Raw genomic sequence first — 25,780 nt, 5'->3', positions numbered from 1 at the left:
ACGTATCGCAACGGTTGCGGAGCCGCACTCGACCGTCGTTCCCGTCGCAGGCGGCCGATCCGGTCGGTACGCTTATGCGCCCGCCCCGACCACTCGCGTCCGTGACAGCTATCGAACTCGACGGCGTCTCGAAGCGGTTCGGCTCCGTCACCGCTCTCCGGGATCTCGATATGACGGTCGAGCAGGGAGAGGTGTTCGGGTTTCTCGGGCCGAACGGCGCCGGGAAGTCCACGACGATCGACCTGCTGCTGGACTACCTGCGCCCGACCGAGGGACGCGTGACGGTGCTGGGCACCGACGTGCAGGCCGACCCGATCGCCGTTCGGGAGCGCACCGGCATCCTCCCCGAGGGGTTCTCCACGTTCGCGACGATGACCGGCCGTCAGCACCTCGAGTTCGCGATCGACGCGCGGGACGCCGACGCCGACCCCGACGCGATCCTCGACCGGGTCGGCCTCGACGGTGCCGGCGACCGACAGGCCAGCGGCTACTCGAAGGGGATGGCCCAGCGCCTCGCGCTCGGGATGGCGCTGATCGGCGAGCCCGACCTACTGATCCTCGACGAGCCCTCGACCGGGCTGGACCCCCACGGCGTCCGCCGGATGCGCGAGATCGTCCGCGAGGAGCGCGACCGCGGCGCCACCGTCTTCTTCTCCAGCCACATTCTCGGGCAGGTCGAAGCCGTCTGCGACCGCGTCGCTATTTTGCGGGACGGCGAGTTGCTCGCGGTCGACACGCTCGACGGCCTGCGCGAGGCCGCCGGCTTCGCCGGGCAGCTCTCGGTGACGCTCGATCGCGAGCCCGACGGCGCCGTCGACAGCGTCCGCGCGGTCGACGCCGTTTCCTCGGTCGCCGTCGACGGGCGGACGATCACGGTCGGCTGCCCCGACGGCGTCAAGGCCGACGTGATCGACGCCGCGCGCGAGCAGGGCGCCGCAGTCGAGAACGTCGAGACGGCCAACTCGTCGCTCGAAGATCTGTTCGTCGCGTACACGGAGGGCGAAGCATGAACTGGCCGCTGATGGTCCGGAAGGATCTGCGCGACGCCTACGATCAGTACCTGCTGCAGACGGGCGTCGGGATGTTCGCACTACTGTTTGGACTCGTCGCCTGGGCGTACACCCGGACGCCGGCAAATCCGGCGACGCTCGTCGAGGGGCCGCTGTTTCTCATCTCGTCCGTGCTGGTCCCCGCGTTCGCGGTGATGAGCGCCAACGAGACGATCGCGGCCAAGCGGTCCGACGGCCGGCTGCGGCTGGTGTTCGGACTGCCGATCTCGCGGCGGGACGTCGTCGTCGGGAGCTACCTCGGTCGTGCCGTCGTGTTCGCGTCGTCGCTGCTCGCCGGCGTCGTCGCGGCGGCGATCGTCGTTCAGATCCGGGGCGACACGCTGTTGACGTCGGCCCTGGCGAGCTACCTCGGCCTGACGCTGCTGCTTGGGCTGGCGTACCTCGGCATCGCCATTGCGCTCTCGGCGGCGATCCGCTCGACGAAGTGGGTAACCGTGCTCGTGTTTACCATCTTCCTCGTGTTCACGTTCGTCTGGCGATTCGTCCCGCAGGGCATCGTCTACCTCGCGAACGGGATGGAACTCCCGAGGACGATGCCCGATTGGGCTGGACTGGTTTCGGGCCTCTCGCCCAGCGTCGCCTACGAAAATCTGCTGCGGACGTACGCGTTCGCCGGTCCGGCACCCGAGACCTCGGCGTGGTTCCTCGAACCGTGGGTGAACGCCGTCGTGCTCGCCGGATGGATCGTTCTCGTGCCGCTGCTCGGCTACCGTCGGTTCGACGGCTCGGACCTGTAACAGGGCGTCCGGCAGCGGCGTCGCCCGGCGCCGGAGGCGTTCGACTCGACGCCGCCACGGCGTCGCCCACCGCGATCGCCCCTCCTGGCGTCGTCCGGTCGCCGTATCGTCGACTACTGCTCTTCGAGCGGGCCGTAGCGCTCCTCGACGAGCGCGCTGTACCACGAGAGGAACTCGTCGCGGGAGTGCTCGCCGGCGTCGACTTCCACGAGTAGTCCCTCTAACTCGTCGCGGGGCTGATGACAGAGTTCGCGGTCGCAGGCCTTACAGAGGTACTCGAACTCCTTGCCGTCGCGATCCCACCGGTCGCCGTACTTGTCGTACTCGCGGGCGTGATCGCGTCGGAGCGAGGTCCCACAGGCGATGCAGGTGACCGACTCGGCGTCGCGGGACCGTGATCCCCACATACGCTACCACACGGCTCGCGCCCACTTAGCGTTTTGTCGACGAGAACCGACACGACCGGCCCGTATCGATGCGGAACCCGCCGGCGAACGAGTGTGAACGGGACGATCGCGGCCTCGAAACGCAGTCAGTCGGGAGCGATCCGGAAAGCGACCGAAGGGAACACGAACGTTTACGCTGAGAACTGGGGCGATACCGGCATCCAACATCGACATCGTTGCCGGCGCCGCCGCGGCTGATCGCACCGGTCGGGTACGCGAGGCCGAACCAGGGTGAGTCACACACTACCACGAAGGCGCCGGGACGCTACGATGCGACTACGGCGTCGCGCCCCAGTGTTCGGTGTCGACCGACGCCGGTATCGGCCCGTTACCCCGGCACCGGACGGCTCTGCCGGAGCGCGGCGTTTATGCTGTCGGGCCTGTTCGGTCCGCACATGGACATCAAATCGCGCCACCACCTCCGGAGCGACGACGTTGCGGAGCTGGAGTCGGTGATCGAAGGACAGCTCGGCGTCGACGTCGGCGGCGACTCCTACGAACTGGTCGAGCTGGAGGGCTCGGAGTTCGATCTCGTGCTGGTCGACGGCGAGCCGCTCGTGCTGTACTACGAGGACGAACCGTTCCTGACCGTACAGGGCGCCAACGAGCGTCCCCCCGAGAGCCACGTCGTCACGGTTGACGCGGGCGCCGTGTCGTTCGTCAGCGACGGCGCCGACGTGATGCGGCCCGGCATCGTCGAGGCCGACGACGACGTCGCGGCCGGCGACCTGGTCGCGATCGCCGAGGAGTCCCACGGCAAGGTGCTGGGGATCGGACGCGCCAGGGTCGACGGATCGGAGATGGTCGGCGACGAGGGCAAGGTCGTCGACTCGGTCCACCACGTCGGCGACGACCTGTACGACTTCGTCGTCTGATCTGCGGTCCTACGCGTCGTCGGTTTCGCCGTTTGCGGCGTCTTCGTCTCCGTTTTCAGCGTCCCGACGAGCGTGCGAGTCGGGGCTCGAAGCGCTCCGCGCTTCGGCGTCGTCTTCTTGCCGAGCGATCGCGCTCCGGAACCCCTCGACCGCGAGGTCGTACGTCTCCCGCAGGTCCGCGACCGGGGTCTCGGTGGCGTCGACGCGCAGGTCGTCGTAGAAGCTCGTCATCTCGCGGTCCTCGGTCCGGGCGACGCGGACGGCCGCGCTCTGGACGGTCTGGTCCTCGCGGCGGTCGCCGCCGGCCTCGTGGCCCGCGGCGAGCGCGTCGATCAGGCGCTCGGCGAGCGGGGCCGAGCCCTCGGGATCGTCGATCACGTCGACGCGCTCGTCGTGGGCCGACGCCTCGTAGGCTTCCGCCGTCGCCTCGATCACCTCGGGCCCGGTCAGCAGGTTCCCGGCGACCGTGTAGCCGTCGCCGCTCGTGTGGCCGAACCAGTCCTTGCACTCCTCGCCCGAGAACGTGTACGCGCCGTCGGCGCCGACGCCGTGGAGCTGGCGCTCGGGCGCGCCGTCGTCGGCGTTGACGAGCGCGCCGAGGGCGTCCTCGATCGCGAGGCCGTCCGCGAGATACTCCACCCCCTTTCGCCCGAGCTCGACGTTCACGAAGCTCTGGGTCGCGACGGCGCCGTGCTCGTTGACGAACGGACAGAGCCGCCCCACGCCCGGCAGCCGCGTCGTGACGGCGACGCCGAAACGCGTCTGCACGATATCGCTCTCGTCGCGGTAGGTCTCGCGCGCGCAGATACTGAACGTCACGCGGTGCAGTGTCGACGCCAGCGATAAAAATCCGCGCTCCCCGGCAGCTCCGGTTGGTTCCCCGACTCGCCAGACGCCCGAAGTTGCCGTCTACTGGCGGGAAAGCAGCATCTACCGTTTGCGTATGACAACCTTACGTCGGTAACCGGGACGATTACTTCAAACGATTGTCTCGACGGCTGGGTCGAGATCGATGCCAGAACGAAACTTCCCGACGCGGTCGCTCGCGATCGCAGCCCTCGCGGTCCTCGCGCTGGGCGCGGTCGTCGCGGCGGCCGCGGCGACGCCGATCGCACAGCCGACGGACGACCCGAGCGCGCAGATCGCGGACGACCCGCGCGCGCCGTCGCTCGCCCAGGAGAACGCCACGGACGGCGAACCGATCGAAGACGAGTTCGTCGTCCCCGCACCGGAGGAGGGCGACGAGTACTTCGAGGCCGTCGCCGACGACCGCAGGTGGATCAGTTATCTCAACCCGCGCGACGAGTACCGGGACCCCTATCTCGGCGAGGGGTCGGGCAAGATCTGCGTCACGCTACTGAACCAGGACGGCGAGGTCGTCGCCGGCGAATCGGTACCGGACACCCGAGTCAGAATCCCCACCGGCGAGACCATCTCGTGGCACTCCGAGGCCGACCCGATCGAGGTCGAATTTCCGCTGACCGAGCACTACGAGCGCCCGCTCGACTCCGACCAGTTCGGCACCAGCCCCGACCTCCCGCAGGGTGACGGCTACATGGACAGCCACTGCATCGAGTTCCACGGCCCCGAGGAGACCGCGACGATCAGCTACGGCGAGGCCAGGGTCGAGGGCGAGCACGCCGACCGGATCGACGTGGTCGGCTACGTCCAGAAGACGAACACGTGGGACTCCGACGTCGATCCGATCGCCGCCGCCGAACCCTACGAGGACGCCGGCGGCTGGACGTACGAGCCCGACAACTCTCACGGGCAGGCCGTCGTCGTCCTCCAGCTCGATCCGCCCGCGGATTCCGGTGACGGCGGCGAATCGGACGAGAACGCCGACGAAGAAGGCGGATCGAACGACGGCGAGGATGGTACCGGCGGAACTGACGGCGAGGACGGGACCGGCGAGACTGACGGCGAAGACGATCCCGACGACGGAAATCAGTCCGACGGCGGAAACCAGACGGACGCCGACGGCAGCGGGAACGACGGCGACGGCGGGTCCGACTCGGCCGACGGAAGCGGTGAGAGTGACAGCGGCGACGGGAACGGCGGAGACGCCGACGCGCTGCCGGGCTTCGGCGTCGAACTCGCGCTCGCCGCGCTGTCGATTGCGGCGCTCGCGCGGACGCGGCGCTGACCGCCGGTCGTCGCTCGGTCGACGACGATCGCCGACCGATCGTTCGAACGCGGCGGCCGGAGACTACGTCCGGTCGCTCCCTCGGCAGCGGCGTCAGACTTCCGTCCGACGGACGGCGTCTCGTCGCCGAGTTGGGCCGGCGCGCGAGGGCAAGAACTATACTCGCTCCGCCGGTCGGGTTCCCACATGGGTCTCATGAGCACGATCCTCGGAGGCCGGGGTTCCCGGAGCACCGAGGACTACGTCGAACTCGACCTCGACGACTTCGAGTCGGTCGCGACCGAGGCCGCGATGCAGGTTCACGTCGCGGAGATCGCCGGACAGGCAGACGCCATCGACATCAAGGACGCCATCTACGACGGCGACATGGTGGTCGCGGACATCACGCGACTGCGAACCAGCGACAGCACGACCGAACACGTCATCGACGAGCTGCGCCAGGTCGCCAGCGAGGTCGACGGCGACATCGTCCAGAAGGGCGACGACCAGCTGATCGTGACGCCGACCGGCGTGAAGATCAGCCGCGAGAAGCTCGGCGACGGCGTCTGACAGCGAAGACGAGAAAAAGCCCGTTTTCTACCAGCGGCCGTCCTTGAAGTCGCCGCGGCCGCCCTCCGTGCGGTCGACCCCCATGATGCTTTCCTCCTGATCGACGCCGAAGCTCCCGCCGGACTCGGGGACGCGGACGGTCACCTCCTCGACCTCGGGGTACTTCTTGATGAGGTCGGCCTCGATGTTGCCCGCGGTGATGTCGGCGACGTCGCAGCCCGCACAGCCGCCGCCGAGCTCGACGACGACCTCGCCGGTCTCGGGGTCGGCCTTGCGGACGTTGCTGGTCCCGCCGTGCATCTTGATGATCGGCATCTGCTTTACGAGCCAGGTCTCGATCTCCTCGGCGAGCGTCTCCTCGCCCGCGTCGTCGGCAGCGTCCTCGGAGGCGTCTGTGCTCATTGCACGTACATAGGGGTTCGAGGGATGGAAAGCGTTCGGGTTTCGGGAACGATAATGGCAGATTCGGGCCGGCGAGGGCCAAACACTCCGCTCACCGGGCCAGCGCTCACTCCTCGCCGCCGTCACCGGAGCGCGCCCGGGCCAGCGCGCCGGCGCCGAGCCCGAGCGCAGCGGCGCCGACGCCGAAACCGGGCAGCGGCGAGTCGTCGCCAGAGCCGTTCGACCCGCCTTCGCCGGAGTTCTCGCCGACGCCGTCGGGGAGGTCGTCGTCGTCGACCGGCCCGTCGGGGAACGTGTAGAGCCGACCCTGCTCGGCCAGCTGGGGGCTCGTCTCCTCGGCGCTGCTGGCGACGACGCAGTCCCCGGACCGTGCGAGCTGGGCCGTCCAGAAGCTCGCTTCCTCGGGCTCGCGCCACCAGGCGATCCGCATCGGCGTCGACGGGTCGCTCAGGTCGTGGATCTGCACGCCCCCGAAGTACCACGACGAGTAGAGCCGTCCGTTCGCGATGTCGAAGTTGTGCGAGGTGGTGAACTGCCCCTCGCGGGTGTTGTCGTCGGCCCGCGGCGCATCGATGTGAGCGAGCTGTTCCGGGTTCGCGGGGTCGGAGATGTCGAACAGATCGATCCCGCCGGGGCCGCCGACGGTCTCCTCGTCGGTCTCGACCGCCCAGGCCTCCTTGCCGACGCCGAGCAGCGACCCGTCGTCGCTGAACTCGCAGTAGTGGGCGTTGCCCTCGGGGATCATCGCCTCGGTCGACGCCTGCATGGTGTCGAGCTGGCTCAGATCGTCGAGGTCGTAGTCGCCGACGCGCGCGACGTAGCTGGGATTCGCGGGATCGGAGACGTCGACCAGCCACGTCCCGATGTCCCAGTAGGCCAGCGCGGCCAGCCCGTCGCGGACCTGCACGTCGTGGAGCGGCCGCAGCGACCCGACGACGCTCGCCCACCGGTCGTCGTACTGCAGCGGCGACCAGCGGCCGACCTGCGACAGTTCGGCGCCGTCGGCGTCGAGAATCACGAGCGGATTCGAACCGCCGTCGTTGCCGGTGAGATAGACGCGGCCGTCGACGAACTCGGCGTTGTGGATCGGAAACGAGGTCGGGTAGAAGGTGAGCAGTTCGGGCTCGGCCGGATCGCTCACGTCGTACAGCAGGACGCCGTTGGTCGCGTTGACGCTGGGATTCGCCGGTCCGACGACGATCAGCCGGTCGCCGTCGAGGCGGCAGTCCCAGAGCTGTCCGACGGCCTCGTCCGAGCGATCCGCGAGCGGCTCCCGAATCTCGGCGAGGAGCTGCGGGTCGGCGGTGTCCGAGACGTCGACGGTCGCGAACCCGTCGCCGGCGGCCACGTACGCCACCTCGCCGTCCGGCCCGACGACGGCCTCCTTGGCGTCGTCGATATCGACGCTTCCGAACGGCAGGAAGTGGCTCTCGGGGTGGCCCGCCGCGTTGCCGACAGTCGTGAGCGCGAGCGCGCCGGCGCCCGCTCGAAGAACGTCGCGTCGTCGCATGCCCGGTGCTCCGGGTGTCAGAGAGTTAAACCGTCCGGTCGCGGCGGCGCGGCGTGAACGCGCCGCGATGCGGCCCCTCGGCTATCGTACTCGCGACCGGTCGCCCGTTCCGTCGGTCATCGCGCTCGCGAGCGCCCCCTTCACCACGACGTCGTCGCCGAGGTTCGTCAGCTGGACGTCCGGCAGGTTCGTGAAGACCATCTCGGGGAGCTTCTCGCGGATCGGATCGAGCACGAGTTCCTCGTTGTTGAGCGCGACCGCGCCGCCGACGTAGACGACGATCGGCGCGTACGAGTGAATGATGTTGGCGATCCCCATCGCGTTCCAGTGGGCGGTCTGGTCGATGACGTGGTCGGCCAGCGCGTCCTCGCCGGCGTACTCGAACACGTCGGCGGCCGAGAAGTCGGGATCCTCGATCGGCATCGCGGTGTCGACCGGGTCGTTCTCGTAGATCATCTCGGCGTAGCGCGGGATGTTGTTGCCCGAGCAGTACGCCTCCCAGTGGCCGTCGCTGCCACAGCCGCAGGTGAGCTGGCCGTGGGGATCGAGCATCATGTGGCCGACTTCGCCGGCGTTGCCGTCCCATCCCGAGAGGACGTTGCCGTCGGTGCAGACGCCGGCGCCGATGCCGCTGGAGATCGTCAGGTAGACCATGTCGTCGGGGTTGCGATCGCTGTGGAAGCGCTCGCCGATCACGCCCGCGATCGTGTCGTTGTGCAGGTGGACCTCGTCGCTGTCGATCAGTTTCGAGACCGGACCGGTCAGGGGGATCCGATCGATGGTATCCGGCAGGTTCGCCGGATCGATCACCGCGCCTTCAGCGAGATCCAGCGGCCCGATCGAGCCGATGCCCGCCGCGACGATCGAGGACGGCTCGATCCCCGCCTCCTCGCAGGCGGTCCGCAGCGACTCCAGGACGGCCTCGGTGACCGCGATCCCCGTCGGGCCGCGAGGCGTCCCCCGCTTGTGCGCGCCGATGATCGTCCCCGCGTCGTCGGCGACGACCGCTCTGACGTTGGTCGCACCGAGGTCGACCCCCGCGTAGTTCACCATGTACGTGGGAAACGAGCGCGGCCGCACTTAATTGCATAGTTTTCCTCGGGCGCCACGCCCTCGGGCGATTGCCGTGACGGCAGAGACGAACGGACCGCGGTGGCCGACGATGACCGGGCAACGGCGTCCGGCGATGACCGGGCAACGGCGTCCGGCGATGACCGAGCAACGGTGTCCGGCGACGAGCGAGCAACGGCGTCCGGCGACGAGCGAGATGGCGCCGACGCTGTCGAGCGCGGCGAGACGAAAAAGCGAGACGGTGTCGGCGTTACTCCTCGCGGACGAACGTGACCGGGCACGGCGCGGACAGCATCACCTTCTGTGCGGTGCTGCCGAAGACCGCCTTGCCGGTCGGCGAACGCTTGCGGCCACCGACGATCACGCGGTCGACGCCGATCTCCTCGGCGAGGTCGACGATCGTGTCGCCGTGTTCGCCGACGGCGCCCCGCACCTCGAACTCGACGTCGTAGGCGTCCAGCGAGTCGGCGAGCGTCCGGATCGTCGCGTGGCGCTGGGCGACCTCGTCGGGCGAGACCTCGGTGCGCTCGGTGTCGAACTCCAGTCGGTCGAGCACGTCGTCGTACTCCTCCTCGGTGAACACGTGGGCCAGCACTACTGTCGCGTTCGAGGGGGCTGCGACCTCGACGGTGGCTTCCGCGATCTCCTCGGCTCTGTCAGCGTCGCCGGGACCGACGGCAACGAGGATCGTGTTGAGCGTCATACGACGGCCTTCTCAATCGACCTTATTAAGGATACTGACCGGTCGAACGATTTTCGGCGTCGCCGGGCCCCGCGGAGCGGCGTCGGGACCGCGACGCGCTCGGGACCGCCGACGTTCATTACATCCCGGGCCGACCACCCGATATGATCGACACGGACCTCTCCGGTCGCGCCGCGCTCGTCACCGGCAGCTCCCGCGGGGTCGGCCGCGAACTACTCCTGGCGGCCGCCGAGCGCGGCGCCAGCGTCGCGGTCCACTACAACACGAGCGAGGATGCCGCCCACGAGGTCGCCGCGGAGGCCGTCGACCGGGGCGCCCCGGCGTCGACCGTCGTTCGCGGCGACGTCACCGATCCCGACGCCGTCGACGAACTGTTCGACGCCGTCGAGGACGAGCTCGGGACGGTCGACGTGCTCGTCAACAACGTGGGCAATTTCGCGCCCGTCCACTGGGAGGAGATGGACGCCGAACGGTGGCAGGACGTGTTTGCGACCAACGTCCACGCCACGTATCTCTGCTCGCGCCGGGCGCTCCCCGGGATGCGCGAGCGGGAGTTCGGTCGGATCGTCAACATCGGCTACGCGTCCAGCGAGAAGGGCATGATCAACCCGAAGAACGCGCCCTACTTCATGGCGAAGGCCGGCGTCCTGATGTTCACGCGGATGCTCGCCGCCGACACGCAGGACGACGGCATCACCGTCAACGCCGTCTCGCCGTACGTCGTCGAGAACTCCGACGAGTTCCCCGAGGATCTCCCCCGCGGGCGCCCCGCCTCGTTCGAGGACCTGATTCAGGCGGTCATGTTCTTCCTCGACGACGACAGCGGCTACGTCAGCGGCGAAAACATCGAAGTCGACGGCGGGTGGCTACCGGAATCAGTTTGACGTGAAGGGATGCTACTCCGTGTCAGCGCGACGCCACCTTCGAAACCTCTTTCACACTCACTGACTGACTAGTCAGTCAAGAATGAGCGACGCTTCCAGCGGGGAGTCGGACCCCCGCGAAGAGATCATGGACGCGACCTACAGCGCGCTCGGCGAGCACGGCTACGCGGATCTGACGATGCAGGATATCGCGGACGCGCTCGGCAAGAGTACGTCGTTGCTGCACTACCATTTCGACACGAAAGAGGAGCTGCTGGTCGCCTTCATCGACCACATCATGGCGGAGTTCCGGGAGGAACACGGCCCGAACGAGGACCTTCCGCCCGAGGAGCGGCTCCGGGAGTTCCTGGACATGTGGGTGTTCGAGCCCGACGAGGACGAGCGCGCCGCGCTGCATCTCGCGCTGCTGGAGTTCCGCTCGCGCGGGCCGTTCAACGAGGCCTACCGCGAACAGCTGGTTCGCAGCGACGAGCTGCTTCGGGGCACCGTCGAGGATATTCTGCGGGACGGCATCGAGACGGGGGTGTTCGAGCCGGTCGATCCCGAGTCGACCGCCCGGATGATCGTCGCGACGCTCGACGGCGCGCGGACGCGCCAGATCACGCTCGACGATGCCGAGTACACGCCGACGATCCGCAACGAGCTCGCGGCGAAGATCGTTGACCCGCTGCTGGCCGACGCGAGCGACGATACCGGTGAGGAAGTCGAGGAGGACGACGAACCGTGAGCGAGCGTGAGGATCGGTCGGTCGACGTCGTCGACGGCGAGCTATTCAAGCCGCTGGTGGTGCTCTCGGCGCCGATCGTGATGACCATGCTGTTGCAGGTCGGCTACAACCTCGCGGACACCTACTGGGTCGGCCGTCTCGGATCGGAGGCCGTCGCCGCGCTGTCGTACTCGTGGTCGATCGTGTTCCTGATGGTCAGCGTCGGCGGCGGCTTCACCGTCGCGGGCACCGTGCTGGTCGCCCAGAACAAGGGCGCCGGCCAGTCCGGTCGGTCGCACCACGTCGCCGGCCAGACGATCGCCTTTGTCACGCTGCTGTCGCTCGCGTTCTCGTTGCTGGGGTTCGTCCTGACACCGACGCTGCTGCGGCTGATCGGCGCCGATCCGAGCGGCGCCGCCTTCCAGTACGCCGTCGACTACACGCGCGTCGTGTTCGCCGGGCTGCAGTTCATGTTCTGGTTTTTCATCTTCAACGCGCTGATGCGCGGGTGGGGCGACACCAGGACGCCGCTGTACCTGATGTTCGGCAGCGTCGTGCTCAACGTCGTGATCGACCCGATCTTCATCCTCGGGTTCGACGGCAACCCGCTGTTCGCCGCCCTCGGGCTGGAGGGACTGGAGGCGTCGCTGTACGCAGCGACGGGATTCGAGGGCTGGTCGGTGATGGGCGCCGGCGTCGCGACCGTACTCTCGCGGGGGCTGGCGGCGATCGTCGGCCTCTACATGCTGTTTAGCGGCTGGGCCGGCCTCCAGCCGACGTTCGCGGACCTGCGGCTCAAGCGCGACACCGTCCGCAAGATCGTCGACATCGGGCTGCCGACCGCCGGCGAGCAGAGCTTTCGCTCGCTCGGGATCACGGCGCTGACCGCCATCGTCGCGATCGCCGGCACGGACGCCGTGGCGGCCTACGGCATCGTCCAGCGGCTGGCCTCGCTGGTCTTCCTCCCAGCGATCGGGCTAGCGCGGGGCACCGAGACGGTCGTCGGCCAGAATCTCGGCGCCCAGCAGGTCGAGCGCGCCAAGCGAGCGGTGATCATGAGCGCGACGATGATCACCGTCGTGTTCCTCGGCGTCGGCGCCGTCGCGTACACCTTCGCGGAGCCGATCACCGGCGTGTTCGTCACCGGCGAGGGCGCGGCCGACGTGATCGACGTCGGGTCGGCCTATCTGGTGATCTGCGCGCCCGCCTTCGCCTTCCTCGGGGTGTTTCAGGTGGTGCTCGGCGGGTTCCGGGGCAGCGGCAGCACGCGCACCGCCATGCTGCTGTCGATCCAGGAACTGTGGATCTACCGCATCCCGCTGGCGTACCTCCTGCTGGTCTACACCGATCTGGGCGTCGTCGGCGTCTGGTACGCGATGGCGTTTTCCTACGTCGCCAGCGCGCTCACCACGGGCGGGTGGTTCCTGCGGGGCACCTGGACGGACAACGAGGTCGACGAGGAGCGCGCGGCGGCGGCGACCGCCGACTGAGCGGCGGCGTCACGACGCCGGGGTGTGGTTGCCGTCCCGACGCCGCGGCGTCCTGACGAGCCTGCGAGTCAGGGCTCGAAGCGCCTCGCGCTTCGGCGTCCTGCCGAGGCGGAGCCGAGGCAGGGCTCGATGAGTTTTGCTCATCAGCGTCCTCGCGAGACGAAGTGGAGCGAGGGCTCGGAGGACGCGCCGCGTCCTCCAGCGTCCGCGCCAACGCCGTGGAGCTGGCGCTCGATCTAGAGTTTCTGCAAGTAGCGTCAGTCCTCGGCGAGCAGCGTCGACACGCGAGCGTTCTCCTTGATCCGGATGCCGGCGCCGCCGACCGAGAGCGGCACGCGCGGTAGCTCCGCGACGTGCAGGGTCGGATGGCTGGCGCCGCGCTCGCGCAGGGCGTCCCTGATCTGGAGCGGCACGCGCTGGTCGCCGGTCAGCGACTCGTTGTACTCGATCAGGTACTGGCCGGCGTCGAGGTGCCACCACTGGTAGTCATCCTCCTCGTCGCGCCACGTGCGCTCGTGCGGTTCGAGATCGGCCGACTCCAGTTCGCCGCCCCCGAAGTCGACGCGGCCGGGCGCCGCGACCTCGTAGATCTCGGCGACCGTCAGGTCGAGTCCGGCGTCGGTGCGCTGGGTCTTCTCGTGGACGATTCCCTCGACGCGGCTCGCGAGCTCGTCGGTCGTCGGCATCGAGCGGGCAGTCGGCCGCGGGCGGCAAAAGGCTGTGGTCGTTAAGTGCCCGACGGACGAACCTCCGCAGGTGAGGAAGGTTCTGATCGACGCCGATCCGGGGACCGACGACGCGGTCGCGATGGCGGCGCTGCTGGCCGCCGAGAACGTCGACGTGGTCGGCGTGACGACCGTCGCGGGCAACTCGACGCTGGACAACACCACGGCCAACGCCCGCTCGATTCTGGGGCTGTTCGACCGGGACGACGTGCCCGTCGCGAGCGGTTGCGAGCGGCCGCTGGCCCACTCGCTGTCGACCGGGGAGTCGATCCACGGCCCCGGCGGACTGCGGGGCGACGTGCCGGCGCCGACGGGCTCCACGCTCGACGCCCACGCCAGCGAGTTCATCCGCGAGCAGGTCGACGAGCACGGCACCGACCTGACGATCGCCGCCCTCGGTCCGCTGACCAACGTCGCGGTCGCGATGGCCGTCGAGCCGGACCTGCCCGATCGTATCGGGAGCCTGATCGCGATGGGCGGCGCGGTCCACGCGGGCGGCAACGTCACGCCGGCCGCGGAGTACAACGCGTACGCCGACCCCGCGGCGGCGAGCCGGGTCGTCCAGGACGCCGCGCCGAACCTGGTTCCGTTGGATGTCACCGACCGAGCGACGATCCCCGAGTCGACCGTGGGTGAACTGCGGAGCGGCGGCGGGCCGCTCTCGACGGTCGCAGCGTGGTGTGACTACCCCGAACAGCTCCGCGAGGACGACGGCCACGCGATCCACGACGCCGCGGTGGCGGCCCACCTGATCGGCGACGTGTTGACGTTCGAGCCGCGCGCGCTGTCGGTCGTCGACGGACACGGTCCCTGTCGCGGCGCGACGATCGCCGACACCCGCGCCGACTCGAACGCCGCGCCGACGGCCAGCGTCGCGACCGAGATCGACGCCGAGGCGTTCCGCGAGACGATCCTCGAAGCGCTGCTGTCGCTAGCCTGATCCGGCGTCGAGACGGTTACGCGAGCGACGATTGCCAGCACTTTTTGTCGGATCGCACGGAACGCTCACGCATGACGATCGACGACGTACAGCGGCTGGGAATCCACGAATCGGTCGACGCGGTGTTCCCGCCGGACCGACTCGAAGCGGCGCTCTCGGAGCTCGACGCCGAGGTCGAACTGGTCGGCGACGACTCCGATCGGGTCGCGGCCTGCGACGGGCTGGTCACGTTCGCCCACCGGGACTACTTCGTCGGCGCGGTCGAGTGGATCCACACGATTCAGGCCGGTTACGACCGATTCCCGCTGGACACGTTCGATGCCGAGGGGATCGCGCTCACCAACAGCACCGGCATCCACGGCGAGAGCGTCGGCGAGACCGTGACGGGCTACATGCTCGCGCTGGCTCGGCGGCTCCATGCCTTCATCGGAAACCAGCGCGAGCGCGAGTGGGACCGTCCCGAGTGGGACGAAGCGTTCACGATCGCCGGCGAGACGCTCTGCGTCGTCGGTCTCGGCACGCTCGGCCGGGGCATCGCCGAGCGCGCCGACGCGCTCGGAATGGCGGTCTCGGGCGTCAAGCGCACGCCCGAACCGGTGCCGGGCGTCGAGCACGTGTACGCGAACGACGAGCTCCGCGAGGCGATCGATGGAGCGAAATTCGTCGCGCTGACGGTACCCCTGACCGAGGAAACCCGCGATCTCGTCGGCGAGGCCGAACTCGCGGCGATGGCCGACGACGCGTACCTGATCAACGTCGCTCGGGGCGGCGTCGTCGACCAGGACGCGCTCGTCGACGCGCTGGAGCGCGGCGAGATCGCCGGCGCCGCGCTCGACGTGTTCGAGGACGAACCCCTGCCCGAGGACTCGCCGCTCTGGGACATGGACGACGTGATCGTCACGCCCCACGCCGCGGCGGCGACGCGGGACTACTTCCGGGATATCGCCGAACTGGTGCGCGAGAACGTCGACCGGATCGGCGCCGGCGAGGAACTGCACAACCGCGTGGTGTGACCGTGCGACGCGTCGTATGAACGCCTGCCGACGACGCAAGTGTCCACAGCGTTTAACGGAGTGGATCGGCAACCATCGGGTATGGACGAAGCGCTCGAAGTGGTCGACGTCGTCGCCGACTCGGGCTTCGAGGGACTGATCAGCTGGGCGCTCCGGATCGCCGGGCTGCTCGCGATCCTGGCGGGCCTGGGCCTGTGGCTCGGGACCGAAATGGGGCTGCTCGTGATCCCGGCGCTGTTGATCCTCGGCGGGCTGGTGCTGCTGGTCGCACCGAGCGTGCTGCTCGCGCTGGCGGAGTTCGCGTGACGACGAGACGACGGAACGACGTTCCGACGGAGTGGACGTCCTACGCCTCAACCCACGCCTGATACTCGTAGGACGACGCACTCAGGGATTCAGAAAAGTCGATGTCGAACGACAGTTCGTAGGAGTTTGAGCCGTCCGGCGAGACGGTGACCGAGCGCGATTCGGTGTACGTATCGCCCCCCTCGATGTCGACCTCGCCGTACAGCGTCGCGGATGCCGAATCCGAGGACGTGTTCGACACCTGCACGCTGAGATCGACGTTGCCGGCGAGCGTCGTCGAGGACTGAACGTCAGTGACTTCGAGGCCGCCCCCGAGCCCGCCGCCGGGCGAGTCAGAACAGCCGGCGAGCGGTACCGCGAGTCCAGCCGTCGCGACGCGGACGAATCGTCTTCGATGCATACCCGACGAACGGTCGGATAAGATGTTAAAATCTTCTAATGTTTTCCGACGGGGGCGCCGCCGTCGGTCGGAACTCTTTTCGAAGAGCGGTAGCTACAGAGTCAATCAATTCACAGAAGGCGGCTCGGGTGAAGGCGTCGTCACAAGGGGCTCGGTGGGGGTAACCTTCGTCACTGCCGCCCGTCGGCGGTAGGCGGCGGTGCGGTTTCACTGTTGCGTCTGCGCGTCTCGATCGCGTCGACTGGAACTCGCCCGCCGAATCAGTCCCGCCACGCCGTCAGCGCGCCGTGCTCCTCGGCGATCGCCGCGACGTCCTCGGCGCCCAGACGCCCGCGCTCGGTGACCACGGCGTCGACCAGATCGCCCGGCGTCACGTCGAACGTCGGGTTCAGCACGTCCAGCTCGGCGTCGCCGTCGTAGATCGCCGTCGCGTCGCCGGTTTCGAGGTTGACCGTCTCGCGGCGGGTGATCTTGTCGCTCGCGGCGACGGCGTAGACGGGGATCCCCTCGCGAGCGGCGGCCAGTGCCGCGGTCCGGGTCCCGGTCTTGTTGACGACCCGACCGTCGGGCAACACGGCGTCGGCGCCGACGACGACCGCGTCGACATCCTCAGTCGCGAGTGCGTGGGCGACCGCGGCGTCGGCCAGCACGGTCACCGGCGCGTCGAGGGCGGCCGCGAGTTCCTCGGCGACGCTGATCCCCTCGCGAGCCGGCCGCGACTCGGCGACGTGAACGGACCGCGGCGACGCCGATCGGAGGGCGTCGAGGACCGTCCCCGAGCGCGAGAGCGTGAGGACGCCCGCGTCGTCGAGCAGGTCGGCGGCCGCCGCGGCGGCGTCGGCGTCCGCTCGGAGCGCGCGATCGATCCCGGCGTCGGCCGCGGCTTCGACGGCGCCCGCGACACCCTCGGCCGCGTCGTCGGTGCCGTCCTCACCGATGACATCGTCACCGTCGACGGCGACCGCCAGCACCCTGTTCACGCGATTCTCCAAGACGGCCATGCTCGGCCGCGCGCTCAGCACGCGATCGCCCAGATCGGTGAGTTCGTCCAGATCCGGGTCGTCCTCCGAGACCTGCAGCGCCGCGCGGTCCCGCAGCACCTCCAGGGCTCGCACGGAGAGGTACGCCGCCCCGTGCTCGCCGTCGGCGGCGATCGAGCGGACGGTCGGCGCGACGCGCTGGTAGCGGTACCAGTCGCTCGGCGACGCCGATTCGTGGAGCAGCGCGGTCGGGGCGATCCACTCGGCGTCGTCGGCCGTCGCCGCGGCGTCGCCGGCGACGTCGAACAGCACCGGGGCGTAGGTGTCCTCGCCGTCCCGAATCTGAGAGCCGGTTCGAACGTGATCGAGGGCGCCGAGGTCAAGGCCGAGCGCCGACGCGGCTCGTCGGGCCGCGGCGGCCGGGTCGGCTGCGGCGTCGTTCGATTCTCCGTCGGCGTCCGGCCGGTCGTTTGCGGCGTCCGCCGAAGCTTCCAGCGGTGCGGACGGGAGGCGAGGAGCGCCGTCCTCGCGGCGGACGAGCACCGCACTCCCCCGCCGGAGGACGGCCGCGGCGTAGTCTGTCATGCGTCCGAGAACGGACGCCTCCGGGGAACCTCTTTCGGGATCCGTCACGAACGGGGAGGCATGACGACGGTAGCCATCGTCAGCGATACGCACGTCCCCTCGCGAGCCGGCGCGGTGCCCGAGTGGGTACGCGAGGCGGTCGCGAGCGCCGACCGGGTGATCCACGCCGGCGACTTCGACTCGCGGGACGCCTACGAGGCCGTCCGCGATATGGCCGGTGGTGACCTCGTCGCGGTCCGGGGCAACATGGACCCGCTGGCCCTCGATCTCCCCGAAACGGCCAGCCTGACGGTCGAGAGCGTCGAGTTCGTCGTCACCCACGGCGACGGTCACACCGGCAGCTACCGCGACAGGGTACTGCAGACCGTCCGACGGGAGGCCGACGATCCTGATTCGACGGTGGGCGTCTCGGGACACACCCACGAACTGCACGACGAGGTCGTCGACGGGATTCGACTGTTGAACCCCGGCAGCGCGACGGGCGCCGCGCCGGCGGCGTCGGCGTCGATGCTCGTCGCGGAGGTCGCGGGCGGCGAGCTATCCGTCGCCGTTCGCGAGGGGTAACAATCGGCGGAGAGAAGCGCGGTTCGACACGTTCGGCGCGTGAATTAAAGTGGGCGGCGCGACTACGTCGTCGGTATGCCCGGCCCGGTGTTCGCCAGCGGCGCGACGGTCGAACTGCGGACGATCGAACCCGAGGACGCCGAGTTCCTCCAGCGAACCGTGAACGATCCGCGCGTCCGCACCGGTCTCGCCGCCTACGAGCCGACGAACGGGCCGGCCGAGAGCGAGTGGATCGAGTCGCTCGACGAGGGCGACGGCGCCGATTTTCTGATCTGCGCCGACGGCGAACCCGTCGGAACGATCGGGCTCAAGCCGCCGAACGAGGTCTGGGGCGCCGCCGAGATCGGCTACATGATCGCGCCCGACGAGTGGGGCGAGGGGTACGCCACCGACGCCGTCGAGACGATCTGTCGCTACGCCTTCGACGAGCGACGATTGAACAAGGTCTATGCTACGGTCTACGAGACGAACCCCGCGTCGCGGCGGGTCCTCGAAAAGGCCGGGTTCACCGAGGAAGGCGTCCACCGCGACGAAGGATTCGCGGAGGGCGAGCACGTCGACGTCCATCGGTACGGCCTCCTGGTCGACGAGTGGGAGCGGTGAGGCGCTGGCCGAGGGTCGAAATCCGCGACGCCGGATGCACTTTCCACCATCCGCGCGCTTTTTAACGGCCACCACCGAGAGAGAGGCATGGAAGCGTTCGCGGTTCCGGACGTGCCCGAGATCCGAGCGGGCGACGACCTCGCGACGATCGTCGAGGAGCGCGTCGATCTGCGTCCCGACGACGTCGTGGTCGTCGCCAGCACGGTCGTCTCGAAGGCCGAAGGCCGGACCGCAGATCTGGATGCGTTTCCGGCCGGGCCCCGGGCCGTCGAGATCGCCGACCGACTGGAGTCGGCCACGGGCGACGAGAAGGACCCGCGATTCGCCCAGGCCGTCCTGGAGGAGAGCACCGAGCTGCTGATGGACGCGCCGTTTCTCCTGACCGAGACGCGCTTCGGGCACGTCAACGTGAACGCGGGCATCGACCGCTCGAACGTGCCCGACGCCGATCTGCTCTTGCTACCCGAGCGGCCGATCGAGAGCGCCGCACGGATCCGCGAGGGGCTCGCATCCGAGGCGCCCGTCGTCGTCACCGACACCTGCGGCCGGCCGTTCCGCCACGGCCAGCGCGGCGTCGCGATCGGCTGGGCGGGGATGCCCGCGAGCCGCGACTGGCGCGGCGAGGCCGACCGCGACGGTCACGAGCTGGAAGTCACGGTCCAGAGCGTCGTCGACGAGCTCGCGGCCGCGGCGAACCTGATCGCCGGCGAGGGCGACGGCGGGACGCCAATCGTCGTGATCCGGAACTGGTCGTTCGGCGACCACGACGGCAGCGACGAGCTGTTCAGATCGGTCGAGAGCGACTTCGTCCGGCAAGCGCTGCGCGAGTGGAACTACGAGGACTGAGGGCGGCGGACGAGGACGACGAAATCCTACGAGAACTACCAATGCACGGCATCGAACTCACCCCCGAGCACCCGGTCGCAGAGATCGTCGAGTACGCCGAGCGCGCCGAATCCGAAGGGTTCGACGCGATCTTCGCGGCGAGCCACTACTTCAATCGCGACCCGTTCGTGACGCTCGATCGGATCGCCGCCGCCACCGACGAGATCGCCGTCGGCCCCGCGGCGGCCAACCCTTACGACACCCACCCGGTGACGCTGGCCTCGCGGATGGCCACCTTACAGGAGGTCAGCGACGGGCGAGGGATCTTCGGCGTCGGGCCGGGCGACAAGTCGACGCTGTCGAGCCTCGGCGTCGAGCAGGAGCGGCCGCTCCGCCGAGTGCTGGAGTCGTTCAAGATCGCTCAGGACCTCTGGGCGGGCGAGCGCGTCTCGATCGACGGCACGTTCGAGACCAGCGACGCCGGACTGGAGTACGACGTCGAGGGCGAGATCCCGGTGTACGTCGGCGCGCAAGGGCCCCACATGCTGCGCATGAGCGCCAAGCACGCCGACGGCGTCCTCGTGAACGCGTCGCATCCCGACGACTTCACGTGGGCGAGCGATCGGATCGCGGAAGGGTTAGAGGAGCGCCCGGACGACCGGGGCGAGTTCGACGTGGCGGCCTACGCCAGCGTCAGCGTCGCCGAGGACGCCGACGCGGCCCGGGAGATCGCGCGCCAGCCCGTCGCCTTCATCGCGGCCGGCGCGGCGCCGCCGGTGCTCGAACGGCACGGGCTGGACGCCGCCGCCGCCGAGGAGATCGGCGACGCCATCGAGCGGGGCGACTTCGGCGCCGCGTTCGAGGCGGTCACGCCGGCGATGATCGACGCGCTCTCGGTCGCCGGGACGCCCGACGACGTCGCCGAGCGAATCGAGGACATTCTGGAGCACGCCGACAGCTTCGTCGCGGGGACGCCGCTCGGCCCCGATCTAGAGAAATCGATCAGTCTCGTCGCGGCGGCGATCGACCGGGCGACTCGGGAATGACGAAGTCGACGAGCGAGCCCAGAACGAGGTAGCCGAACACGGCGAAAGCGACGACGAACAGCAACTGCCCGAGCACGACCAGGATCGCCGAGAGCGGGTCGACCGTCGCGGCGTCGATGAAGTAGGAGACGGCGTCGGTCAGGTCCGAGATCGGATTCACCTGTGCGATCAGTCCGGTGGTGGTTGCCATGCGTCGTGGTTTGGAGTTGTGGTACTTGTGTGCTTTCGTCTGGGCGCGACGATCGGACGGAGCTGGCGTTGCAGCACTACTCCGCGATCTGACGGACCATGATGATCGCGTCCTCGCCGTCGTCGTAGTAGCGGGGCACCCGCCGCAGCGGCTCGAACTCGAAGGCGTCGTACAGCGAGCGGGCGCTCTCGTTGCCGACCCGGACCTCCAGTTTCACCGACCGCGCCGACTCGCCCCGCAGCACCGCCAGCGACCGGTCGAGCAGCGTCGAGCCGACGCCCTCGCCGCGCCGGTCGGGGTGGACCGCCAGGTCCTTGACGTGACCCAGCGGCCGGCCGTGATTCGGCACCAGATCGGCGACGACGAAGCCCAGCACCGACGCCGCGTCGATCGTCTCGCTGGCGGGGTCCTCGTCGTCGCCGGCTCCGGTCCCCTTCTCGTCGACGGCGACCAGGAACGCCGGCGACGTGAGGTGGCGCTCGAACGCCGCCATCGGCCACGGGCTCGGGAACGACGCCCGCTCGATGCGGTGCACCGCCAGCAGGTCCGCGCGCTCGGCGTCGCGCACCCGGACGGCGTCGGTCGACTCCTCCGGCGTAACAGTCACGCGCGTAGCTACGGGGCCGGAGCCTAATAGCTACTCGGCCGTCCGCGGGCGCGTCCGAAACCGGTCGCTGGCGTCGCGCCAGCGAGTCTTAGAAGAACTTCTTCAGATCGTCCCGCTTCGCGTCCTCCAGATGGCCGCGCACGGCGTCCTCCAGCGGCTCGATCGACCCTCGCTTCGCCGTGATCGGCGCGATCGTGTCCTGCCACTGCTTCCACGGCGGATACAGCCCGAGCCGGTCGCAGATGTCGCTCAAGCGCTCGTCCTCGTCGTCGACCTTGTCCATCTTGTTGACCGCGACCACGGTCGGGACGCCGACGTCGCGCAGGAAGTGAAACATCTCGACGTCGTGGGGGATCTCGTCCTCGCCGGAGTGGCGGTCGATGATGTCGACCGCCGACTTGCCGTCGAGCACGAGGATTCCCGCCAAGATGTTGTCGGCGTTGTTCTCGACGTACCGGACGATGTCGGTCTTGATCTGCTCGCGGACGTCGTCGGGGACGCCGGACATGAAGCCGAAGCCGGGGAGGTCGGTGATCATGAAGTCGTCGCCGGACCAGTCGTAGTGGTTCGGCGAGCGGGTCACGCCCGGCTTGCCGCCCGTCTCGAAGCTGTGGCCCGTCAGCTCCCGCATGATCGTCGACTTCCCGACGTTGGAGCGCCCGACCAGAATCACCTCGTCGGAGCAGTTCGGGCGGTTTTCGAACATACCGCGGCGTTGGCGCGCACCGGGGAAAAGGGTCGCGTTCGCGCCCGAACCGTTCCGGCCACCGGGCGTGCTCTCCGCGAGCCGGCTTCGGGCTGCCGCCGGAACGGAAAAGACTAACCGATGACACGAATACCGCGGCGTATGCGCCGCCGCACCCTCCTCACCGTCGCAGCGACGACCGGCCTCGCCGGCAGCGCCGGTTGCCTCGAAACCCTCGACCTCCGGACGAGCGGGACCGTCGTCACCAAGCAGGTCTGGGGCCGCGTCGATCCCGATCGATCGGACGCCGAAGGGGCCGTCGCGACGTGGTCGCTCGACGACGGCGAACTGTCCGCGAGGCTCCCCGAAGAGGACGCTCCGTTGCCGACCGAACTCCCGATCGAAATCGACGACGAGGCCGCGGCGTACCTCGACGAGAATCACGGTCCCTACGAACTCATCGTCAACATCTGCGAATCGCCGGGCTCGTCCGACGGCGACTGCTCCGGGCCGACGGTCTCCCGGGAGACGTTCGACGAACTGCGACTCGGCGAGCGGGCGTCGATTTCGACGCTCTGATCGCCCAGCGTTGTGCGCCCGACGCCGCTACGCGAGCCCGATATCGTAGCTCTGGTCGCGCGCGACGACCGTCTCCGGCTCGAACCGGATGAAACACCAGCGATCGCTCCAGGGCGGCAAGAACCGGTCGTCCCAGCTCTCGGGGTCGGGACCGAGATAGCGCTGCAACAGTCGGTTCGCCCGATCGAGGGCGAACGGCTCGACCGACGCCTGCCCGCGGAAGCCGACGTGGCGCACGACGCCCGACCCCGGCAGGAACTCGACGACCGCCAGCGCGGCCTCCGGCGTCGCCTCGACGCGGCTGACGTAGGTCTTCTCGCGGTCGGCCATGATCCAGACCGTCCCGTCCTCCCAGAGATACCACAGCGGCGATACCCGGGGCAGGCCGTCGTCAACGGAGGCCAAGAAGCAAAACAGCGGCCGCTCCAGCAGGCTCTCGATCGAAACGTCCATCGTGTTCTCGACGACGCGCATGGGGCCCGATTCGAACGCTCGCCCGAAGAATCTACCGCGCCGAGACGGCGTCCCTTTCGTCGGCGACTGGACGCCGCCACCCGGTTCGGACCCCGGATCTATTTGAGCGTCGGGGTCTTCCGGCCCAACGTGCGACTCGTCCAGCTGACGATTCCCGCCGGCAAGCGCGAGACGATTCTCGCCGCGCTCGACGACGAGGAGATCGACTACGTCGTCACCGACGAGACGAGCGGCCGGGAGTTCACCGGCGTCGTCTACTTCCCGCTGCCGGCCAACGCCGTCGAGCCGGTGCTGGACAGGCTGCAGGAGGAGGGTATCTCCGACGACGCGTACACGGTGGTCGTCGACGCCGAGACCGTCATCTCTCGGAAGTTCGACCGACTGGAAGAGAAGTACGCTACCGACGACGTCGAGGAGGACCGGATCTCCCGCCAGGAGCTCAGGACGGAAGCCGACGAGATGACGCCGACGTTCTGGATCTACGTGACGATGACGCTGATCAGCGCCTTCGTCGCGACGGCGGGGCTGTTGCTGGACTCGCCGGCGGTCGTCGTCGGCTCGATGGTGATCGCGCCGCTGATCGGGCCGGCGCTGGGCGCCAGCGTCGGGACGGTCGTCAACGACGAGGAGATGGTCCGCGAGGGGCTGGTCTATCAGGCGCTGGGGGTCGGACTGGCAATCGCCGGCTCGGCCGTGCTGGCGTGGGTTCTGAAGACCGCCCATCTGGTACCGCCGGGGCTGACGCTGACCAGCATCGGCGAGATCAACGAGCGGCTCGCACCGGACCTGCTCAGCTTGATTATCGCGCTGGGCGCCGGCGTCGCCGGCGTGTTGAGCCTCTCGACGGGCGTCTCGACCGCGCTGGTCGGCGTGATGATCGCCGCGGCGCTGATCCCGCCCGCCGCCGCGGCCGGCATCGCGCTCGCGTGGGGGCTGCCGCTGGCCGGTCTCGGATCGACCGTGCTCGTGCTGGTCAACATCACGTCGGTCAACTTCGCCGGGCTGGTGACGCTGTGGTACATGGGCTACCGGCCGGACCAGTGGTTCGAGGAGGCGGCCGCCCAGCGCGAACTCCTCCGCAACGCCGCCCTGTTCGCGGTCGCGATGATCGTCCTGTCGAGCTTTCTGGTCGGCACCTCGGTCACCGCGTTCCAGACGGCGACGTTCGAAACCGAGGTCCAGAACGACCTCGACGAGCTACTGGACGACCCCGCCCACGAGGAGTACCAGTTGCTCTCGACCGAAGTTCGGATGACCGAGGACTTCCCGTTCCGCCACCACGAGCGGGTGATCGTCACCGTCGGACGAACGGACGAAGCCGCCTCGCGGTCGGCGGTGACCGACGAAATCTACGCCGTCGTCGACGAGCACTCCGAGCGCGAGGTCGCGGTGCAGGTCCGGTACATCGACGTCGACGAACGCGGAGCGACCGGGGAGTTCGACCCGCGACTGGCGGGCGAACGCGACGCCGCGATCGGACAGGGTTCGTACTCCGGAACGGTCGCGTAGACCGGTCGCTTGCCGGTTCGGAGACAGTACTCTGCTCGCAGAAAGGTTGCAGTCGTTCGCGCGCCTACCGCTCGAACGGCAGCTCCTGCTCCCAGTCGATCGCCTCGACGGCGGCGTCGACGACCGACTCGACATTCTCGCCGGTCTCGACGCTCATGTAGTGGTCCGCCTCGACGTCGGTCGAGAGATCCGACTTGTTACACACCGTCATGACCGGCGCGTCGCCGAACTGCTCTGCGATGGCGTCGCGTAGTTCGAGCTGAACGTCGACCGGGTAGCCGCAGTTCATGCTGGCGTCGAGCAACACGAGCACGCAGTCCGCGAGGTGTTCCAGCGCCGAGACCGCTTGCGACTCGATCTCGTTGCGTTCCTCCGGCGGCCGATCCAGCAGGCCGGGCGTGTCGACGATCTGGTAGCGCACGCGGTCGCGCTCGAAGTGGCCGACGCCGATCCCCTTCGTCGTGAACGGGTACTCGGCGGTCTCGTTGCGCGCTCGCGTGATGCCGTTGACGAAACTGGACTTGCCGACGTTGGGGTAGCCTGCGACGACGATCGCCGGCTCGTCGGGGTTGATTTCGGGCAGGTCCCGCAGGTCGTTGCGCGCCTCGTTGATCAGCAGCAGGTTCTCGGAGACGTCCTCGACGACGTCGGCCATCCGGGCGAACGCCTGCTTGCGGTGCTTGCGCGCCAGGTCCACGTCGGCCTTGCGCATCTTCGCCATGGCGTCCTCGCCGATCTGGCGGGTCTGGCGGCTGGCCCACGTTACTTCCGAAAGGCTCTGGCGCAGCGCGTCGACCCCGCCGGCGTCGACGCCGTAGTCGCTGGCGTCGACGATGGCGTCCGCGAGCTCGCGGTAGAACGGATCCACGTCGTCGAAATCCGGCCACTCCGTGACGACGTTCTGGAGGTTGTCCGAGAGGATGTTCGTCGCCGTTTGGGTCATCGACTCCTGGGCCTCCCGGCCCTGCTTCGACCGGCCCGAGCGCGCCGCCCGCGAGAACGCTTTGTCGATCAGCTCCTCCGACGTGGGCGTCGTCGGAAGATCCTCGAAAATCATAGCGACCCCTAGCGGCGCTGGCTATAAAAGGGCGTCTTTCGGCGCTCGTGCGCCGCGAACGCGCCGGGCGCCCGTCGACGGGCAGGGCGACCACCCGCGCTTT

31 protein-coding genes are annotated in these 25,780 nt (G+C 68.9%); 17 read left to right on the top strand and 14 right to left on the bottom strand.

Features of this window, described 5'->3' with window-relative positions:
• Positions 1-101 precede the first annotated feature (101 nt).
• Both NO931_RS17280 and NO931_RS17275 read left to right on the top strand, forming a co-directional pair.
• Entirely contained in the window at positions 102-1,010 is a 909-nt protein-coding gene (locus NO931_RS17280; protein ID WP_256393610.1) for an ABC transporter ATP-binding protein, read from the top strand.
• Positions 1,007-1,807, top strand: a complete 801-nt coding sequence (locus NO931_RS17275) for an ABC transporter permease subunit (RefSeq protein ID WP_256393609.1) — start codon at positions 1,007-1,009, stop codon at positions 1,805-1,807. The genes NO931_RS17280 and NO931_RS17275 overlap by 4 nt, the downstream gene beginning before the upstream one ends.
• A gap of 113 nt (positions 1,808-1,920) precedes the next feature.
• Here NO931_RS17275 and NO931_RS17270 read toward each other — a convergent pair whose 3' ends face one another.
• On the bottom strand, positions 1,921-2,214 hold the full coding sequence (locus tag NO931_RS17270) for a DUF7562 family protein (protein ID WP_256393608.1): 294 nt from the start codon (positions 2,212-2,214) through the stop codon (positions 1,921-1,923).
• A 434-nt stretch (positions 2,215-2,648) separates the two neighbouring features.
• On the opposite strand from NO931_RS17270, the gene NO931_RS17265 reads away from it, so the two are divergent.
• Positions 2,649-3,128: an RNA-binding protein gene (locus NO931_RS17265; protein ID WP_256393607.1), complete on the top strand. Its 480-nt coding sequence runs from the start codon at positions 2,649-2,651 to the stop codon at positions 3,126-3,128.
• Between the two features lie 9 nt (positions 3,129-3,137).
• Here NO931_RS17265 and NO931_RS17260 read toward each other — a convergent pair whose 3' ends face one another.
• The gene (locus NO931_RS17260) at positions 3,138-3,947 is read right to left on the bottom strand and encodes a DUF1028 domain-containing protein (protein WP_256393606.1); all 810 of its coding nucleotides are present in this window, start codon (positions 3,945-3,947) and stop codon (positions 3,138-3,140) included.
• Between the two features lie 193 nt (positions 3,948-4,140).
• Here NO931_RS17260 and NO931_RS17255 point away from each other — a divergent pair, with 193 nt between their 5' ends.
• Positions 4,141-5,274 (top strand): hypothetical protein, encoded by a 1,134-nt coding sequence (locus NO931_RS17255; protein ID WP_256393605.1) that lies wholly within the window; start codon positions 4,141-4,143, stop codon positions 5,272-5,274.
• A 186-nt stretch (positions 5,275-5,460) separates the two neighbouring features.
• Positions 5,461-5,823 carry a cell division protein SepF gene (locus NO931_RS17250; RefSeq protein WP_256393604.1) on the top strand — a complete coding sequence of 121 codons (363 nt, stop codon included), beginning with the start codon at positions 5,461-5,463 and terminating at the stop codon, positions 5,821-5,823.
• Positions 5,824-5,850: 27 nt separating this feature from the next.
• Here NO931_RS17250 and NO931_RS17245 read toward each other — a convergent pair whose 3' ends face one another.
• The 4 genes from NO931_RS17245 to NO931_RS17230 form a co-directional block, all read right to left on the bottom strand.
• Positions 5,851-6,225: a NifU family protein gene (locus NO931_RS17245; RefSeq protein ID WP_256393603.1), complete on the bottom strand. Its 375-nt coding sequence runs from the start codon at positions 6,223-6,225 to the stop codon at positions 5,851-5,853.
• Between the two features lie 106 nt (positions 6,226-6,331).
• Positions 6,332-7,735, bottom strand: a complete 1,404-nt coding sequence (locus NO931_RS17240) for an LVIVD repeat-containing protein (RefSeq protein WP_256393602.1) — start codon at positions 7,733-7,735, stop codon at positions 6,332-6,334.
• Positions 7,736-7,816: 81 nt separating this feature from the next.
• Complete coding sequence (locus NO931_RS17235; protein ID WP_256393601.1) at positions 7,817-8,788, bottom strand: ROK family protein; 972 nt, start codon at positions 8,786-8,788, stop codon at positions 7,817-7,819.
• 268 nt (positions 8,789-9,056) lie between these two features.
• On the bottom strand, positions 9,057-9,509 hold the full coding sequence (locus NO931_RS17230; protein ID WP_256393600.1) for a universal stress protein: 453 nt from the start codon (positions 9,507-9,509) through the stop codon (positions 9,057-9,059).
• Positions 9,510-9,652: 143 nt separating this feature from the next.
• Here NO931_RS17230 and NO931_RS17225 point away from each other — a divergent pair, with 143 nt between their 5' ends.
• The 3 genes from NO931_RS17225 (at position 9,653) to NO931_RS17215 (ending at position 12,589) form a co-directional block, all read left to right on the top strand.
• The gene (locus NO931_RS17225; protein WP_256393599.1) at positions 9,653-10,393 is read left to right on the top strand and encodes an SDR family NAD(P)-dependent oxidoreductase; all 741 of its coding nucleotides are present in this window, start codon (positions 9,653-9,655) and stop codon (positions 10,391-10,393) included.
• Positions 10,394-10,475: 82 nt separating this feature from the next.
• On the top strand, positions 10,476-11,120 hold the full coding sequence (locus NO931_RS17220; RefSeq protein WP_256393598.1) for a TetR/AcrR family transcriptional regulator: 645 nt from the start codon (positions 10,476-10,478) through the stop codon (positions 11,118-11,120).
• Positions 11,117-12,589, top strand: coding sequence for an MATE family efflux transporter (locus tag NO931_RS17215; protein ID WP_256393597.1), 1,473 nt, complete (start codon positions 11,117-11,119; stop codon positions 12,587-12,589). Before NO931_RS17220 ends, NO931_RS17215 begins: the two co-directional genes overlap by 4 nt.
• Positions 12,590-12,846: 257 nt before the next feature.
• Here NO931_RS17215 and NO931_RS17210 read toward each other — a convergent pair whose 3' ends face one another.
• On the bottom strand, positions 12,847-13,275 hold the full coding sequence (locus NO931_RS17210; protein ID WP_256393596.1) for a dCTP deaminase/dUTPase family protein: 429 nt from the start codon (positions 13,273-13,275) through the stop codon (positions 12,847-12,849).
• A 70-nt stretch (positions 13,276-13,345) separates the two neighbouring features.
• Here NO931_RS17210 and NO931_RS17205 point away from each other — a divergent pair, with 70 nt between their 5' ends.
• The 3 genes from NO931_RS17205 to NO931_RS17195 all read left to right on the top strand — a co-directional run bounded on the left by NO931_RS17205 (position 13,346) and on the right by NO931_RS17195 (position 15,573).
• Positions 13,346-14,254 (top strand): nucleoside hydrolase, encoded by a 909-nt coding sequence (locus NO931_RS17205; protein WP_256393595.1) that lies wholly within the window; start codon positions 13,346-13,348, stop codon positions 14,252-14,254.
• Between the two features lie 71 nt (positions 14,255-14,325).
• Complete coding sequence (gene ddh / locus NO931_RS17200; RefSeq protein ID WP_256393594.1) at positions 14,326-15,267, top strand: D-2-hydroxyacid dehydrogenase; 942 nt, start codon at positions 14,326-14,328, stop codon at positions 15,265-15,267.
• 81 nt (positions 15,268-15,348) lie between these two features.
• Positions 15,349-15,573 (top strand): hypothetical protein, encoded by a 225-nt coding sequence (locus NO931_RS17195; protein WP_256393593.1) that lies wholly within the window; start codon positions 15,349-15,351, stop codon positions 15,571-15,573.
• Between the two features lie 40 nt (positions 15,574-15,613).
• On the opposite strand, the gene NO931_RS17190 is transcribed toward NO931_RS17195, so the two are convergent.
• Together NO931_RS17190 and NO931_RS17185 are read right to left on the bottom strand one after the other, a co-directional pair.
• Entirely contained in the window at positions 15,614-15,973 is a 360-nt protein-coding gene (locus tag NO931_RS17190; RefSeq protein WP_256393592.1) for a hypothetical protein, read from the bottom strand.
• 260 nt (positions 15,974-16,233) lie between these two features.
• Entirely contained in the window at positions 16,234-17,538 is a 1,305-nt protein-coding gene (locus NO931_RS17185; RefSeq protein ID WP_256393591.1) for an eIF2B alpha/beta/delta subunit family protein, read from the bottom strand.
• Positions 17,539-17,598: 60 nt separating this feature from the next.
• Here NO931_RS17185 and NO931_RS17180 point away from each other — a divergent pair, with 60 nt between their 5' ends.
• The 4 genes from NO931_RS17180 to NO931_RS17165 all read left to right on the top strand — a co-directional run bounded on the left by NO931_RS17180 (position 17,599) and on the right by NO931_RS17165 (position 20,576).
• Complete coding sequence (locus NO931_RS17180; RefSeq protein ID WP_256393590.1) at positions 17,599-18,102, top strand: metallophosphoesterase family protein; 504 nt, start codon at positions 17,599-17,601, stop codon at positions 18,100-18,102.
• Positions 18,103-18,177: 75 nt separating this feature from the next.
• Positions 18,178-18,705, top strand: coding sequence for a GNAT family N-acetyltransferase (locus NO931_RS17175; protein ID WP_256393589.1), 528 nt, complete (start codon positions 18,178-18,180; stop codon positions 18,703-18,705).
• 87 nt (positions 18,706-18,792) lie between these two features.
• Positions 18,793-19,551 (top strand): coenzyme F420-0:L-glutamate ligase, encoded by a 759-nt coding sequence (locus NO931_RS17170; protein ID WP_256393588.1) that lies wholly within the window; start codon positions 18,793-18,795, stop codon positions 19,549-19,551.
• 41 nt (positions 19,552-19,592) lie between these two features.
• Positions 19,593-20,576 (top strand): 5,10-methylenetetrahydromethanopterin reductase, encoded by a 984-nt coding sequence (locus NO931_RS17165; RefSeq protein ID WP_256393587.1) that lies wholly within the window; start codon positions 19,593-19,595, stop codon positions 20,574-20,576.
• Here NO931_RS17165 and NO931_RS17160 read toward each other — a convergent pair.
• From NO931_RS17160 to engB, 3 genes are all read right to left on the bottom strand, one after another.
• Positions 20,533-20,766 carry a DUF8024 family protein gene (locus NO931_RS17160; protein ID WP_256393586.1) on the bottom strand — a complete coding sequence of 78 codons (234 nt, stop codon included), beginning with the start codon at positions 20,764-20,766 and terminating at the stop codon, positions 20,533-20,535. The genes NO931_RS17165 and NO931_RS17160 overlap by 44 nt on opposite strands.
• Before the next feature lie 76 nt (positions 20,767-20,842).
• Positions 20,843-21,373, bottom strand: coding sequence for a GNAT family N-acetyltransferase (locus tag NO931_RS17155; protein WP_256393585.1), 531 nt, complete (start codon positions 21,371-21,373; stop codon positions 20,843-20,845).
• 88 nt (positions 21,374-21,461) lie between these two features.
• Positions 21,462-22,079, bottom strand: coding sequence for a GTP-binding protein EngB (gene engB / locus NO931_RS17150; protein ID WP_256393584.1), 618 nt, complete (start codon positions 22,077-22,079; stop codon positions 21,462-21,464).
• Positions 22,080-22,220: 141 nt separating this feature from the next.
• Here engB and NO931_RS17145 point away from each other — a divergent pair, with 141 nt between their 5' ends.
• A complete protein-coding gene (locus tag NO931_RS17145) occupies positions 22,221-22,637 on the top strand; it encodes a hypothetical protein (RefSeq protein ID WP_256393583.1) in 417 nt (138 codons plus the stop codon).
• A 27-nt stretch (positions 22,638-22,664) separates the two neighbouring features.
• On the opposite strand, the gene NO931_RS17140 is transcribed toward NO931_RS17145, so the two are convergent.
• On the bottom strand, positions 22,665-23,111 hold the full coding sequence (locus tag NO931_RS17140; RefSeq protein ID WP_256393582.1) for a pyridoxamine 5'-phosphate oxidase family protein: 447 nt from the start codon (positions 23,109-23,111) through the stop codon (positions 22,665-22,667).
• 129 nt (positions 23,112-23,240) lie between these two features.
• Between NO931_RS17140 and NO931_RS17135 the strand changes: the two genes are divergently transcribed.
• Positions 23,241-24,620 carry a TIGR00341 family protein gene (locus tag NO931_RS17135; RefSeq protein ID WP_256393581.1) on the top strand — a complete coding sequence of 460 codons (1,380 nt, stop codon included), beginning with the start codon at positions 23,241-23,243 and terminating at the stop codon, positions 24,618-24,620.
• A gap of 64 nt (positions 24,621-24,684) precedes the next feature.
• Here the strand turns inward: NO931_RS17135 and NO931_RS17130 are convergent, their stop codons facing one another.
• Complete coding sequence (locus tag NO931_RS17130; protein WP_256393580.1) at positions 24,685-25,677, bottom strand: NOG1 family protein; 993 nt, start codon at positions 25,675-25,677, stop codon at positions 24,685-24,687.
• Positions 25,678-25,780 lie beyond the last annotated feature (103 nt).

It is taken from the genome of Natronoarchaeum rubrum (genome assembly GCF_024494695.1).
The sequence above is the reverse complement of the archived record's forward strand: the minus strand, read 5'-3'. Positions and strand labels throughout refer to the sequence as shown.

Excerpts from the sequence above, each read along its gene's own strand:
- NO931_RS17275 (WP_256393609.1), top strand. The coding sequence starts at position 1,007 with ATGAACTGGCCGCTGATGGTCCGGAAGGATCTGCGCGACGCCTACGAT.
- NO931_RS17270 (WP_256393608.1), bottom strand. The coding sequence starts at position 2,214 with ATGTGGGGATCACGGTCCCGCGACGCCGAGTCGGTCACCTGCATCGCC.
- NO931_RS17265 (WP_256393607.1), top strand. The coding sequence starts at position 2,649 with ATGGACATCAAATCGCGCCACCACCTCCGGAGCGACGACGTTGCGGAG.
- NO931_RS17255 (WP_256393605.1), top strand. The coding sequence starts at position 4,141 with ATGCCAGAACGAAACTTCCCGACGCGGTCGCTCGCGATCGCAGCCCTC.
- NO931_RS17250 (WP_256393604.1), top strand. The coding sequence starts at position 5,461 with ATGGGTCTCATGAGCACGATCCTCGGAGGCCGGGGTTCCCGGAGCACC.
- NO931_RS17245 (WP_256393603.1), bottom strand. The coding sequence starts at position 6,225 with ATGAGCACAGACGCCTCCGAGGACGCTGCCGACGACGCGGGCGAGGAG.
- NO931_RS17240 (WP_256393602.1), bottom strand. The coding sequence starts at position 7,735 with ATGCGACGACGCGACGTTCTTCGAGCGGGCGCCGGCGCGCTCGCGCTC.
- NO931_RS17235 (WP_256393601.1), bottom strand. The coding sequence starts at position 8,788 with ATGGTGAACTACGCGGGGGTCGACCTCGGTGCGACCAACGTCAGAGCG.
- NO931_RS17230 (WP_256393600.1), bottom strand. The coding sequence starts at position 9,509 with ATGACGCTCAACACGATCCTCGTTGCCGTCGGTCCCGGCGACGCTGAC.
- NO931_RS17225 (WP_256393599.1), top strand. The coding sequence starts at position 9,653 with ATGATCGACACGGACCTCTCCGGTCGCGCCGCGCTCGTCACCGGCAGC.
- NO931_RS17220 (WP_256393598.1), top strand. The coding sequence starts at position 10,476 with ATGAGCGACGCTTCCAGCGGGGAGTCGGACCCCCGCGAAGAGATCATG.
- NO931_RS17210 (WP_256393596.1), bottom strand. The coding sequence starts at position 13,275 with ATGCCGACGACCGACGAGCTCGCGAGCCGCGTCGAGGGAATCGTCCAC.
- ddh (WP_256393594.1), top strand. The coding sequence starts at position 14,326 with ATGACGATCGACGACGTACAGCGGCTGGGAATCCACGAATCGGTCGAC.
- NO931_RS17195 (WP_256393593.1), top strand. The coding sequence starts at position 15,349 with ATGGACGAAGCGCTCGAAGTGGTCGACGTCGTCGCCGACTCGGGCTTC.
- NO931_RS17190 (WP_256393592.1), bottom strand. The coding sequence starts at position 15,973 with ATGCATCGAAGACGATTCGTCCGCGTCGCGACGGCTGGACTCGCGGTA.
- NO931_RS17185 (WP_256393591.1), bottom strand. The coding sequence starts at position 17,538 with ATGACAGACTACGCCGCGGCCGTCCTCCGGCGGGGGAGTGCGGTGCTC.
- NO931_RS17180 (WP_256393590.1), top strand. The coding sequence starts at position 17,599 with ATGACGACGGTAGCCATCGTCAGCGATACGCACGTCCCCTCGCGAGCC.
- NO931_RS17175 (WP_256393589.1), top strand. The coding sequence starts at position 18,178 with ATGCCCGGCCCGGTGTTCGCCAGCGGCGCGACGGTCGAACTGCGGACG.
- NO931_RS17170 (WP_256393588.1), top strand. The coding sequence starts at position 18,793 with ATGGAAGCGTTCGCGGTTCCGGACGTGCCCGAGATCCGAGCGGGCGAC.
- NO931_RS17165 (WP_256393587.1), top strand. The coding sequence starts at position 19,593 with ATGCACGGCATCGAACTCACCCCCGAGCACCCGGTCGCAGAGATCGTC.
- NO931_RS17160 (WP_256393586.1), bottom strand. The coding sequence starts at position 20,766 with ATGGCAACCACCACCGGACTGATCGCACAGGTGAATCCGATCTCGGAC.
- engB (WP_256393584.1), bottom strand. The coding sequence starts at position 22,079 with ATGTTCGAAAACCGCCCGAACTGCTCCGACGAGGTGATTCTGGTCGGG.
- NO931_RS17145 (WP_256393583.1), top strand. The coding sequence starts at position 22,221 with ATGCGCCGCCGCACCCTCCTCACCGTCGCAGCGACGACCGGCCTCGCC.
- NO931_RS17140 (WP_256393582.1), bottom strand. The coding sequence starts at position 23,111 with ATGCGCGTCGTCGAGAACACGATGGACGTTTCGATCGAGAGCCTGCTG.
- NO931_RS17130 (WP_256393580.1), bottom strand. The coding sequence starts at position 25,677 with ATGATTTTCGAGGATCTTCCGACGACGCCCACGTCGGAGGAGCTGATC.